Source organism: Anaerotignum sp. MB30-C6, from assembly GCF_030908465.1.
GTDB lineage: Bacteria > Bacillota > Clostridia > Lachnospirales > Anaerotignaceae > Chakrabartyella.
Map to the genome: position 1 here is coordinate 2,243,324 of NZ_CP133078.1, position 13,673 is coordinate 2,256,996.

Below are 13,673 nucleotides of genomic sequence, written 5' to 3' on the forward strand. Positions count from 1 at the left end.
CTCTCAGTTCTTTAAAGATAATCCCATCAATGCTCTCATTTTGTTTTCTTCCACACTGGTCATACTCACACGCCCCATACCCATCATCTCTAAAGGTCTATTGGGGTTCAAAAAGTAATTTTTGTCTTTGGTCAATTCCTCAAAAATTTCCTTGTCCTCTTTGCCTTTGTTGACCTCCATGGTTACGGCTGTCTTAAACTCAGCAAAAACCGCTTTTTCAGTCAGTTCATCTCGCCACTGGTTCTCTCCAATAACCTGATTAAAGCGGTTTTTCAGATAAACCTCCTGAGCGGCCTCCTCTTCCTTTTTCAATGCTTCTTCTTTCTCCAGAGCAATCTTATGTTCCAATTCTTCTAGTCTCTGTTTAAAATCGCCCTCTTTATGTAAGCCTTCCTGCAGTTGCAACAACTGTGTTTCCAAACTTTTTTTGGTGTTGTTTAGCGCATTAAAATCCCCTCTTGCAACAAAGTTCTTGCCAATCCCTTCGGCAATTTTCTTTTCCAATTCCTGTGGATTTTCCAACCCTTTTAAAATTTCTTTTAACCATTCCATATTTTTCGTCTCCTTCCAATTCTCCTGATGTTCATAATGAAGACTCTATCCTTTTTCTCCGGCCAGTCCCGGTGCCGAGCCGCCTCTTTTATCCCTAGACACGGGTAGCTTGCAGTGATAATACCCTTTCGGGCAATCAAAAAGGCTTGTTTAACGTCTATGCCCAAAGACAAGTATGAAGATCTTAGGGACTCTGTCCCCAATACCCCTGCAAGGGACGTTGTCCCTTGACCCTTTTTGAAAGAATCTATCCTTTCGTCTCAATTAAATGTTAAACTCAAAAGGATTAGACCTTGGAACCCTGTACCCAACACCGAAGAACCTAATCCTTTCGGTTTAATTAAACCCCAAACTCCAAACTCTGATAGCAAGCCTAATAAAAGTTTTGATTGAACTTTTACAAAAGTTCATAGGGTTTGGGGCAACGCCCCATAATCTTTTCATCCATCTATGTCCTGCAAAGTTTTCTGTGCCTCATCCCAGGTTTCGTTGGGATTTAACCATTGCCTCAGTTCCACCTTGCTTTTGATCCCCAGCTCCAAGGCATCCTTAAACTGTCCCCAAGTTTCACTACTGCTTTCAATCATCTCATACGACCAGTCAAATCGAACGCCATAATCCCCGAGGGGCGTCAACTCGTAATAGTTGGCAAGTACGTTGCAAGCATAAAGATAATCTCGTACACCCTTTTCCACCGTAAGACGAATGTCACCAATCATAGCATAGGTGTCATAAAGCCCCGCCTTGATTTCTGTGGCCGTAGCCCCTCTCGTTTCTGGTGCCGTTAAAATGCCCTTACTAGTACCAATACATTTTTCTAAAAGCCCAAATAAATATTGTAACCGCTCATAATAGCTGCTGTGACGAATTTCAGGGCTAAAAACCTCAATCATATCCCCGTTTTCCTTGCCATGGGCTGCAAAATACATTTTGCTAGGCATGCGGTACTTTCCTGTTTTGGGGTCCTTTTGAAACATGCGTTCATCAGCGAAAATCTTTACCTCTTTTAACTTATACTCATCCTGAATTTGTGCAAAACAATCAAAAATCTCCTGAATCAAACTATCACAGCCATAGGTAATTGGCACACCATATTCATCGCTGAATTTACGATTATCCACAGGAGATTGGAAGTATGCAAATAACACCCGATCCACTCCAGCAATGGCCTTATCCTCAATTTCCGCCCATTGGTCTAAAAATGCATCGTTACCCCACTGATCTGTCACCTTATTTGTTATATAAAGGTTCTCACCGGTCACCTGATAATTCACCCATCTGAAATATTGTCTCTCCCCCTGCTTTACGCTATCGGCTAAAACTGTGGCTCTGGTAATGTGGTTGCCTTGCTTTTCGTGAATGACCATTCGCTCCTGAGATACAATATCAAATTGAATTCTCCCAAGCCTTACATAGGGAACAATCACACATCCCCCTGTCCCCAACATGCGGGAAATCACTGGCTTCATTCGCTCCCAAACTTCTCCTAGGCATTGGTCAAGGAAAGTCACCCTGCCGTTGTTTCCAACCACATCCGCTGAACTTTCGTTAATGGCAAGGGTTGAAAGCTTATTTGCAAAAATCGCCGTAAAGTTCACTCCCTCTGTTGCCTCATATTTTTGGGTAAAACCCATATTTTCTGCCCATTGTTCCCCCGTTGTCTTCGTTACCTCTACCCCAAAAATCCGTAAAATGTACTCCCATACTGTTCTAAGCATCATAATTCCCCACCAATCTATAAATATTATATTCAAAACTGTACTCATCGGCATCTAAAATGTCTATATCACTGCTGCCGTTATCCAATCTCTTGTCTTCTAAAACCTGACTATCCCACACCGCCGTAGTAAGCCCCTTTACAAGGTCCTCGCATTCCCCTTCGACAACGTGGTATCTCTCCCCACCCATCAGCAATAATGTACAACGAATCCTGTCGTTAATGGGCCGCTTAATGCTATTGTAAATGGGGTATGTAGTGTGCTGACGGTAGCTGTTAATCATGGTTTGCTCGGCACTGTCACAATAAACACCGTTGGGATACCCATAATCCCGAATCACCCCTTCCACAAAAGCACAAAACTCTTTCTCCAACGCTGGAAACCCCATGCCCGTTGCCGGTAGACTTTTGGCTCTAAGCTTGTACATATGGTTATCAAAGGAGATTCCCGTAGCCACAAAAGCATGGTTGGATTTGTTTCCACCAAAATCGTGGCCAATGCCAATATAATCAAACCGCTTGGGCAAATCTGCCTTGGGAATCATAAACTTCTTAGGGTTATCTGCAAATTCTTTATAAATCAATCCTTCTGCCAACGCCCATTTTCCTAGTATGTATCGATCGTATAAAACCGTCCCTTTATATTCTTTCTTCAAATTTTCCACAAATTCTTTCCCTAAAAACGGGTTGTCATCCAATGTGTAGTTTTGCAAATAAATATCGGCATTACTTTTCAAAAATTTGTAAAACCAGTGATTTGGGCTTTCTGGGTTGCAGGTGCCGTCAAAGCAGCTGTAGGGCTTGTCCAATCGGCTTTTTAGCATATGAAAAACCCCTTCATGCCAAGTTACCACCTCGTCTCCGTAACAATATTTGATGCTAGCACCTCGAATTCGATCCACCTGATTTTCCTTGTCCGCCCCCAAACAATAACACTTCTCCCCAAATAGCATGGCTGTGTTGTCTGATCGAATATCAGAAACAAGAGCTGGTGTAAAAATTTTCTGCAATGGCTCAATAATATTTCTTTGTAGCGTTCCCTTTGTGTTACCCAAAATCACCACTAATCCGTCTTTTCCCCTTGCTGTACGGATCCTTCGAGGAATCATGTAATAGTCCAAATATGTTTTCCCCGAGCGGGTCGCCCCGGATTTAATGTTCCAGCGGCAGTTGGCATTATTCCAATATTCCTTTTGCTTACTGCTTAGCTGCATTGTTTATCCCCTCCAAAATACCATCTAACTTTTCATAAATCTGTAAATCCAACTCCTCACTCCTCCTTGGTTTTGTCCGCCCATCCTTGAAAATTGTTGGTCAACGTAAATTTCGCCCCATGTAGCCCGTCCTTGTCATAAAGACGGGCCTCGGCATATCCCTCAAGCATAAGCCTTGCCCTTGCAATGGTTTCAGAGAACTTCCCTTTGTAATTTAAAAAATCTTGCCTAGATAAAAACCCCAGGGCGAAGGCAAGTCCAGCAACAGTTGGCGGTTGAACACCAACCAAAGTAGGCTCACCATTTTTTTGATAAACCACACTGCCGTACTCATCTCTTAAAACCTCTCGCCTGCACTTTTTGAAATAGTCCTGTATTATTCCTTCCAAAGCTTCCTTGCTTTCATATTTAGGCAAGCCCTTCCTGTTGCTCTTCGACATCAAAACCACCACCTTCCTTCAAAAAGTCTCTTTTGTTTTCTTACCTAATCACGTCACGCTCACACAGCTCCATCCAGACGGATGTCTTTCGCCCTCCTTACCCATAGTGCCTTTTTGTCTCCTTCTGCTTACTAAATATTACAATCTAAGCAAACCAAAGTATTCTTTAGAAAAAATCATTTCATAAATAAAAACCCAATATGGTACTGTATAGGATAAACATTTATGTCCTCTATGTTCAAAAATGTAACTCCTTTTTCTTACTTTTCCCCAGCATGGAAACCACAATCTTATTGTAAAAATGAAATTTTCACTTCCCTCCCTCTCAGGCCGTAGACTAACTTGAAGCAAGCGCCAAAGAGCATAGCTTTCTTCATACAAAAAAGGACACCCATTATGGATGTCCTTTTCCTTTATCTTTTTGTATTTGGCCCCATGCCTTCTTTTATAGAGTTATGAGAATCATTCTGATTCTGTACTTTTTGAGATTTTGTCTCATTATTGAATTTATTTTTACTTCTTTGTTCCTGCTGTCTTTTTTGGAATTTATCCATAAAATCACCTCAGACTTTTAATACTCAGTGCCAAAAACCTAGCGAGGGTATTAATTAATTCTTCCTGCTTTTTCATGTCCATGCTTTGCCTTCCCTTGAATCTCCGGGACAGGAGGAGCATCGTTTTTCTTGAATTTCGTTTTGTGGTTGCTTTCTGTTCCATGGGGTTCTTCTGGATTTGGTCGTCTCATACCTGCTTTAGCCATTTTTTTCACCTCAAAAATAGTGTTACAAAAAATCAAGAGAACTATGCACACGAAAATTTTCCAAAATTATATGACAGCTTATCTACCCTATCACTATATCATACTTGTTTGTCCCTTTCGTCCAATTCTATCTCCTTAAAGTATTCATAACTCCATATCCTTAAAATCTTACTATTCTATTACTATATCAGCATTGTCCGTCCCTTTTGTCCAATTTTTACGCCGACTACCATTTATAGAGACACTTTAGCATTCCATTCACATTTAATCTTGTCCAAGCCCCCTGCATTTCCCATTCACCTCGTAAAAATCTTTGACCATATTTCATGAAGTACTTTGCTCGCCTTTGCCTTCACAACTTAATACGAATAAAGCCAGTCTTAAAAAGAGGGGGTAACCACCGTTGTGGTTACCCCCTCTTTATTCATTAAATTTCTTATCTCATCTGTGCTAATCTCTCTTCAACCTGATCCAAAATCGCTTTATATTTTTCGCCCTTTGCCTTCTCTTCGTCAATCAAAGACTGGGGTGCTTTTGCAACAAAGCCTTGGTTTGCAAGTTTCTTCTCAACACGTTCGATTTCTTTTAGCATCTTATCACGTTCTTTTTCCAAACGTTCAATTTCCTTGGAAATATCAACCAACTCCGCCAAAGGCATATAAATGGTAGCATCAGAAATTACAACAGATACCGCATCTTCACCAATACCGCTTCGATTACTCTGAACGATTACTTCGCTGGCATGGCCTAATGTCTTAAAGAACACCTTAGAATGCTCAAAAATATGACGAACTTCTTCATTTTCGGAAACAACAAACACCTGAACCTTTTTGGAAGGTGCAACGTTCATCTCTGCACGAATATTACGGATATTACGAACAGCTTCTTTGATGGCGTCGATTTCCATTTCATTATCTCTGTAATTCCATTCCTCTTTATATACAGGCCACTCGGAAATCATAATGCTTTCTTCTGTATCCTGAATATGCATAAACAATTCTTCTGTAATAAAAGGCATAAAGGGATGTAGCATCTTCAGTGCGTTAATTAAAACAGTTTTCAGTGTCCAAAGAGCTGCCTCTCTCGTCTGGTCCTCCTTGTTGTACAAACGAGGTTTAACCATCTCAATGTACCAGTCACAAAACTCATCCCAAAGGAAATCATAAACCTTCTGCGCCGCCAAGCCCAAATCGTAGTGTTCCATATTCTCAGTAACTTCTTTGGCCAATGTATTCACCTTTGAAAGAATCCACTTATCTGCGGAAGTCAGCATCAATAGCTTTGTTTCAACCTTTTCGTCCATGTTCATCATCACGAAACGGGTTGCGTTCCAAATTTTGTTGCTAAAGTTTCTGCAATTATCCAATCTTTCCCAATAGAATCGCATGTCATTACCAGGAGCGTTACCTGTAATCAGCATCAAACGCAGAGGGTCAGCGCCGTAGTTTGCAATCACTTCCAAAGGATCAATACCGTTGCCTAAAGATTTGGAGAACTTGCGTCCCTGATCGTCACGAATTAAACCATGAATTAATACGTCATGGAAAGGAATCTCACCAATCTGTTCCAAGCCGCTAAATACCATTCGAACAACCCAGAAGAAGATAATGTCATATCCAGTCACCAATGTGCTTGTAGGATAGAAATGCTTCAATTCTTCGGTGTTTTCAGGCCAGCCCAATGTGGAGAAAGGCCATAATGCGGAGCTGAACCATGTGTCAAGTGTATCCTCATCCTGTCTAATCTTTGTAGATTCACACTTCTCACACTTTTCAGGCGTATGCTTGCTTACTGTGATATGACCGCAGTCTTCACAATAGTAGGCAGGAATTCGGTGACCCCACCAAAGCTGACGGGAGATACACCAGTCACGGATATTTTCCAACCAGTGCATATAAACCTTACCAAAACGATCAGGTACAAAACGAAACTTCTGGTTTTCATAAACTTCCATAGCAGGCTTTGCCATTTCCTCCATTTTAACAAACCATTGCAATTTAATCATAGGCTCGATGGCGATGTCACAACGTTCATGGCAGCCAACAGCATGGGTAATATCTTCAATGCGAACCAAATAGCCCTCTTCTTTTAACTTTGCTACAATGGCCTTTCTGCATTCATAACGGTCCATTCCGGCGTACTCACCAGCCAAATCGTTCATGGTTCCGTCGTCGTTCATTACGCTGATACGAGGCAGGTCGTGACGCAAACCAACTTCAAAATCGTTAGGATCGTGAGCGGGGGTAATTTTAACAACACCAGTACCAAATTCACGGTCAACATAATCATCAGCAACAATAGGAATTTCCTTATTTACTAAAGGCAAAATACACATCTTACCAATTAGGTGCTGATATCTTTCATCTTCAGGATGAACAGCCACGGCAGTATCACCCAACATTGTTTCTGGTCTTGTTGTTGCCAAACGAAGCTTTTCGTCAGAACCAACTACGGGGTAGTCAATGTGATAAAAGTGACCTGCTGTGTCTATATGGTTTACTTCGGCGTCAGAGATGGTCGTCTGACATTCAGGGCACCAGTTGATAATCTTTTCACCACGATAAATGTATCCTTTTTCGTATAAACGGCAGAATACTTCTAAAACAGCGTCAGAACAGCCTTCATCCATTGTAAAGCGTACTCTGTCCCAGTCGCAGGAACAACCCAATTTACGTAGCTGGTTTAAAATAATGCCGCCGTATTCGTCTTTCCAAGCCCAAGCACGGTCCAAGAATCCGTCACGGCCTATATCATCCTTGGTTACCCCCTCAGATGCCATTTTTTGAACCACCTTTAATTCCGTAGAAATACTTGCGTGGTCAATCCCAGGAACCCATAAAGCATTAAAACCCGCCATTCTTTTCCAACGAATCAAAATGTCCTGCATTGTATTATCCAATGCATGGCCCATATGCAACTGTCCTGTAATGTTTGGAGGTGGCATAATGATGCAATAAGGTTTTTTGCTCTTATCTACCTCTGTGTGAAAATATTTTTTTTCCATCCATCTTTCGTAAAGCTTTTCTTCTACGATTGCTGGGTCAAAATTTTTAGCCAATTCTTTCATAAGCTCTCTCCTCCTAATTTAAGTATCCTGTTTTCATTGGTATCAAAACTTTCGTTTTATATTAACTTTGTAACACCTCTTCATCTAATCCCATCTTCTAGGTATTCCTTATATTTTTCCTCACACAATTCTAAAAAATGTATTTTATCCCTTCAAAGTTATCGTAGTTTCAAGTTATAGTCTTTGCACCAAATGAATTTTAACTCCATTATTACAAAATACAAAACAAAAACTCTTCAAAATAAAAAAAGCTTCCATCCAAAAAGGACGAAAACTCGCGGTACCACCTTCATTTCTGCCCAAGTAGACAGACACTCCTTAACCGATAACGGGGTTAACCGTTTTTGCCTACCCAGAAAATCCCTTCGGCAAAACAACTCAAAAGCTACCTTCTGCATCCTATCTTGAAAAGGGCTTACAGCCGATGACCCTTTCTCTCTGCCAATTATCCGATACATACTCCTCTTTTTCACTGTCTTTTGCTATCTCTATATCACAAGATTTTAGTCAATTCTTCTAAATTTGTCAAGTGATTTTTTTTCAAAACCGCCAAATAAAAGAAAAATATTTGTTATACTTTGCAATTTCTACAAGCTTACCTGTTTTTTCGAAAACAGTATACATAAAAATGCTAATAATTTATACTTCACACTCATACAGGTTGAATATTTTGGTGTTTTGTTGTACCATAAAATCAAAAGGATTGCATTTTGCTTTATACTTAATAATATATGCGTAATATTTATGTTTACAATACTGGGAAATAGAAATTTTTTGCCCGATTAATCTTGTTTTAGAAAGGAAATAAAATTTATGATGGAAAATTTAGATGCTGTAAAAGATAGTAATGACCTTTGGCTTACAATAAAACTCCAATCACAACTATACGCCATTGATAGCACATTTGTAGAGTCAATCGCCCTTCTTGAAGAATCAATTAGTGTTTTACCGGAAAGTAATACTATAAAACCCGGTATTATTCACTCCAGAGGCAGAGTTATTCCAATCGTTAACCTGAGGGCTGCTTTAGGCCTAAAAACCCTTGAGCAAGAGCAGTCCGCCTTTGAAGAAATGCTGGATCAAAGAAAAAACGACCATATCCATTGGGTAAAAGAGATGGAACGTTGCCTTTTAGAGGATGATACCTTCCATCTAACAACAGATCCCCATAAATGCGCCTTTGGTAAGTGGTATGATACCTATGAAACTGAAAATCAGACAATCGCCTTTCACATTAGAAAAATTGATGAACCTCATAAAAAGCTTCATCATACAGCCCACTTGGCTTTTGAATGCCCTCGGGAATGTGATGACTGTGAAAGAGAACAGTGCCTGCGTGATCAGTTGAAAGAAGATGCTCATACCTATATGAGAATCGTTGTTGATTTGTTGGATCAGGCGAAAACTATTTTCCGCCAAAATTCCAGAACTATGTGTGTCATTACAAAAGATAAAGATAATGCCTTATTAGGTTTACTAGTAGACGAGGTTATGTCAGTAGAAAATCTTACACTAAAAGGTCTGCCTGAAAGCTGTATGCGTAGCTCTGGTGCCCAAGTCCTTTCGCATATTGGGGAAAAAGAAGAATCCAAAGCAACAATTCTTGTCTTAAACATGGATGGTATCTTTAGCCTTTAAACTTGGCTAGTAAAACAACAGGTGTTCCCCTGAGAAAATCCGACATAAAAAAAATGTCCCCTTCATTTTTAAGATGGGGACTTATTTTCGTCCTTTAAAAAATACCCTTATCATAACTTTCCTATTTCATTCCTTTTGATATCTAGAAATGTTTAAAAGTAATCCCACCATAATTGTCAAAAACAATAGAGAAGTACCACCATAACTGATAAAGGGCAAGGGCTGACCTGTATTTGGAATGGTGTTTGTAACAACGCCGATATTGATAATCGCCTGAAATGCGATAACAGAGGTAATCCCCGTAGCCATAAGCGTACCATATGTATCCTTAGCGTTCATAGCAATCTTAATACCACGCCAGATTAAAACTGCGAAAAGAATAATAACCAACGCCGCCCCAATAATGCCCAACTCCTCACAAATAATTGCGAAGATAATATCGTTGTGGGACTCAGGAACAAAAGTTTTCTGACGGCTTTGCCCAAGGCCAAGTCCAAAGATTCCTCCTGAAGCAACTGCATAAAGTCCTTGAATGGTCTGGAATCCTTTGTTTGTAGGATCAGACCATGGGTCAAGCCAAACCTTAATTCGACTTAATCGGTAAGGGAACACTACAATGGCAAGTACCGCCGCAGGAATGATTGCCACCGCCCCCGCAATAAAGTACCATATTCTTGGACTGCCGATAAATAATATAGTTAGGCCCATCAGCAAAATTAATAGTGCTGACGAGAAGTTGGAAATGGCAATCAAGCCAACGGGCAAAGCCAAAACCATCAGTGCCTTAAAAAAGCCCCTAATATTGGCCAAGTCCTGTCTGTTGGTTACAATATAATGGGATAAATAAAGTACCAATGCAAGCTTAGTAAACTCCGAAGGCTGAAACTGCAGCATACCAACCCCTAGCCAACGCTTCTGACCGCCGGCCTCAATTCCAATAAAGGGTAATAATAGTAAGAAAAAGTTTGAAAGCCAGTATGCAAGTAAAGCAAACCGCCTCCAAAAGTTATATGGTATATTCATGCAAAATATCATTGCTATGGTACCCAAAACCACCCAAACACTTTGACGTTTCAGGAAATAAAACATATCATAATCGTATTTTGCAGTAGTCATTGTTGTATAATAGCTGGCACTAAAAATCATGACCACACCAAACAACATTAGGGTCAATACCACAAATAAAACCGTAAAGTCGAAGGAATCGGGCTTAATTCGTTTTCTTTTTGCAGTTGTCGCCTTTCTTTGGCTATTACTTCTTCCCATTTCCTCACTCCGTTCATTTCGATTTAAAACTAAAAAACTGGTAGAACACCCCAAACCCTTTTAAGGCTTAAAGACCTTGAGGCTCTGCCTCAAACACCGCAAGGGATTTCATCCCTTAACCCTTTTTGTAAAACTATTTTTTCACTACACAAGCTTGTAAAGTTTTAAGACCTAGGCACCACCTTAATCACCTCAAGGATTTCCTCCCGTGATCTTCACCTTACCAAGGTAACCCTCTATCTATTAAGTCAAATTCATTTCATTTTAAAGAGTTTAAACCACTTGTGGCTCTGCCTAAAGCAAAACAAAAATTCTCATCCGTATCCAATTTTAGAAATACGTTTTCCTATGATTCCTTTTCTCAACTCAGCTTTCCAGAAAAAACACTATCTTATTTCTTTATAAAACCTCTTACCTGCTCCTTAAACCGATCGCCACGCTGTTCATAATTGTCAAACATCCCCCAGCTTGCACATGCAGGTGAAAGTAATACACAATCCCCTTCCTCTGCTTTTTTCCTGCATAGGTCAACGGCATCTTCGAAAGTATCACACAACGAAGTTTCCGTAAAACCAAACTTCTTTGCAGACTCTTTAATTTGGTTCGCCGTAACGCCAATTAAAACAAGGTGCTTTACCCTTCCCCTAAAAAGTTTGGTCCACTCATCAAAGGATCCCCCCTTGTCGTACCCGCCGCCAATCAGGATAATTGGTTTTCTCATGGCAAGCACTGCCTGAATGGAGGCATCCGTATTGGTTCCTTTTGAATCATTATAATAGTCTACGCCGTCAACCGTGGCAACATACTCAATTCTATGCTCCACACCCCGAAATCTTCTTAAAACATTTCGAATTGTATCTAGGGGAACCTTTGCCGCAATTGCCATAGCTGCCGCTGCCATTACGTTCTCGTAATTATGAACCCCCAAAATTTGTAGGTCGTGGGTAGAAATCAAATCCTCCTCCATACCCTTCCAACGAAGGCGAATCATGTCTTCATCCAAATAAATCCCCTGAGCTAAAGGCTCTTTGCTACTAAAGAAAAATACCTGTGCCTTTGTTTTATCCGCCATCTTGCGGCAAACTTCATCACTGTAGTTCAGGATACAATAATCCCCTTTTACTTGCTTCTCAAAAACCCGCTCTTTCATAGCGATATAGTTCTCCATCGTTTTATGTCGATTTAAATGATCAGGAGAGATATTCAAAACAGCACTGATATATGGGCTGAAATTTTTCGCCTTTTCCATTTGGAAACTGCTAATTTCCGCAACAACCCAATCATTCTTGGTCAAACGCTCAACCTCGCCACTATAAGAAATGCCAATGTTTCCAACTACAGCCGTATTCGGTTTCACAGCCTTCATAATTTGGCCAACAAGGGTAGTTGTGGTGGTTTTACCGTTTGTTCCCGTAATCGCCGTAACAGAGCAAGGTGTCAGGCTGTATGCCAACTCAATCTCGCTGATTACAGGTATGCCTGCTGCCTCCGCCTTTAAAATAAAGGGAAGATCACTAGGAATCCCAGGGCTTAATACAACCAAGTCCTGATTCAAAACAATACTATCTGGGTTCGCCCCTAAAAATAAGGTAATGCCTTCACCCTCCAAAAGCTGAGGCTCTAAAATTTCCTCACGTTTTTTCATATCCTGCAACGTTACCTTTGCTCCAATTCTATTTAAAAGCTTGGCTGCAGAAATGCCACTTTTCGCCATACCGCAAACCAAAACCCTTTTGTCCCTATATTTCAACTTAGATTCCCTCTTTCTATGAGTTCCCAACCACGTAAAGATCAATAATCCCTAACAAATGATATAAGATAATGATGCATAGACAGCCCTTTCATTCGATAAATCTATACAAAAACGGACTATATGCCCATCCACCTCTTTAAATGATTATTTGAGAGGCTTAATCAAACAAATAAAGGCTGGATTTATCAAATGAACTCTGTGGGCACTCATTATTTTTAACTGCTTGCACTATTATTTTTACAAAGGAATCATTCGTTAATTCCAAATAAAAATTATCATCAAAAAATATTCTGGCAACCCAAAAAGCCAATCAAACAAAGCATGGCAGTAGCTACATAAAATAGTGTAACAACCTTTGTCTCTCTCCAACCGCTTTGTTCCAAATGATGGTGATATGGTGCCATTTTAAACAATCTCTTTCCTGCGCCATATTTCCTTTTTGTCAGCTTAAAATATCCCACCTGAAGCATTGTACTTATGGACTCCAAAAGATAAATAAAACCAACAATTAGAATAAAAATAGGCATCTTTAAAATAAAAGCCGTCGCCGCAACAAACCCGCCTAAGGCAAGGGAACCCGTATCCCCCATAAACACCTTGGCAGGATAAGAATTGAAAATTAAAAATGCCAACAAACCTCCGATAATTGCCCCACAAATGGGTGCAACACTACTACCTGAAGCCCACGCAACAATCGCAAAAAATGCAGCAACAATTAGCGTTACCCCACCAGCCAAACCATCCAGCCCATCAGTCAAGTTTACGCCATTTACCGTCCCCAAAACAGCGACAAATAAAAATGGAACAAAGAGAATTCCCAAGTTTATGGTTGCCCCATTTCCAAAGGGAATAAAAACCTCGGTGCCAATACCGCTTTGAAACATATACCAACAAAAAGCCCCTGTTACAATAAGCTGGAGCAAAATTTTCTGCATGGCCTTAAGTCCTAAGGAACGCTTTTTCACAACTTTAATATAATCGTCTAAAAACCCGATGATACCGTAACAAACCGTTACGAGAAGTATTACTGTTCCGTCCTGATTCCCCTTCATAAAAAAGGCGGCGGCAACAGCAAAAGCAATCAAGAAGGCAATCCCGCCCATGGTGGGCGTACCCTGCTTTAATAAATGGCTCTGGGGCCCGTCATCCCTTACATTTTGTCCAAACTTTAATCTATGCAGCATCGGAATCATAACGGGACAAAGGATAACCCCCACCACGAACGATATGATAATTGCGTATACTGCCTGCTCCAAAGACCCCACT

General features: G+C 40.4%; 11 protein-coding genes and 1 other annotated feature. Of the genes, 1 reads left to right on the forward strand and 10 read right to left on the reverse strand.

The window, feature by feature from the left end:
• Positions 1-3 precede the first annotated feature (3 nt).
• The 7 genes from RBQ60_RS10970 to RBQ60_RS11000 form a co-directional block, all read right to left on the reverse strand.
• Positions 4-552: a phage scaffolding protein gene (locus tag RBQ60_RS10970; RefSeq protein WP_307883745.1), complete on the reverse strand. Its 549-nt coding sequence runs from the start codon at positions 550-552 to the stop codon at positions 4-6.
• A 440-nt stretch (positions 553-992) separates the two neighbouring features.
• Entirely contained in the window at positions 993-2,273 is a 1,281-nt protein-coding gene (locus RBQ60_RS10975; protein WP_307883746.1) for a hypothetical protein, read from the reverse strand.
• On the reverse strand, positions 2,263-3,483 hold the full coding sequence (locus RBQ60_RS10980; RefSeq protein WP_307883747.1) for a PBSX family phage terminase large subunit: 1,221 nt from the start codon (positions 3,481-3,483) through the stop codon (positions 2,263-2,265). Before RBQ60_RS10980 ends, RBQ60_RS10975 begins: the two co-directional genes overlap by 11 nt.
• Before the next feature lie 56 nt (positions 3,484-3,539).
• Positions 3,540-3,923, reverse strand: coding sequence for a terminase small subunit (locus RBQ60_RS10985; RefSeq protein WP_307883748.1), 384 nt, complete (start codon positions 3,921-3,923; stop codon positions 3,540-3,542).
• 413 nt (positions 3,924-4,336) lie between these two features.
• The gene (locus RBQ60_RS10990; RefSeq protein WP_307883749.1) at positions 4,337-4,477 is read right to left on the reverse strand and encodes a hypothetical protein; all 141 of its coding nucleotides are present in this window, start codon (positions 4,475-4,477) and stop codon (positions 4,337-4,339) included.
• Between the two features lie 50 nt (positions 4,478-4,527).
• Entirely contained in the window at positions 4,528-4,683 is a 156-nt protein-coding gene (locus RBQ60_RS10995; RefSeq protein ID WP_307883750.1) for a hypothetical protein, read from the reverse strand.
• 436 nt (positions 4,684-5,119) lie between these two features.
• A complete protein-coding gene (locus RBQ60_RS11000) occupies positions 5,120-7,750 on the reverse strand; it encodes a valine--tRNA ligase (RefSeq protein ID WP_307883751.1) in 2,631 nt (876 codons plus the stop codon).
• A gap of 260 nt (positions 7,751-8,010) precedes the next feature.
• Positions 8,011-8,232 (reverse strand) — a binding site (T-box leader).
• 331 nt (positions 8,233-8,563) lie between these two features.
• Between RBQ60_RS11000 and RBQ60_RS11005 the strand changes: the two genes are divergently transcribed.
• On the forward strand, positions 8,564-9,388 hold the full coding sequence (locus tag RBQ60_RS11005; protein ID WP_307883752.1) for a chemotaxis protein CheW: 825 nt from the start codon (positions 8,564-8,566) through the stop codon (positions 9,386-9,388).
• Positions 9,389-9,514: 126 nt separating this feature from the next.
• On the opposite strand, the gene ftsW is transcribed toward RBQ60_RS11005, so the two are convergent.
• The 3 genes from ftsW to mraY form a co-directional block, all read right to left on the reverse strand.
• The gene (gene ftsW / locus RBQ60_RS11010; protein ID WP_307883753.1) at positions 9,515-10,654 is read right to left on the reverse strand and encodes a putative lipid II flippase FtsW; all 1,140 of its coding nucleotides are present in this window, start codon (positions 10,652-10,654) and stop codon (positions 9,515-9,517) included.
• Between the two features lie 391 nt (positions 10,655-11,045).
• Positions 11,046-12,404: a UDP-N-acetylmuramoyl-L-alanine--D-glutamate ligase gene (gene murD / locus RBQ60_RS11015; protein WP_307883754.1), complete on the reverse strand. Its 1,359-nt coding sequence runs from the start codon at positions 12,402-12,404 to the stop codon at positions 11,046-11,048.
• Between the two features lie 281 nt (positions 12,405-12,685).
• Positions 12,686-13,672, reverse strand: a complete 987-nt coding sequence (gene mraY, locus RBQ60_RS11020; protein WP_331654185.1) for a phospho-N-acetylmuramoyl-pentapeptide-transferase — start codon at positions 13,670-13,672, stop codon at positions 12,686-12,688.
• Between the last annotated feature and the right edge of the window lies 1 nt (position 13,673).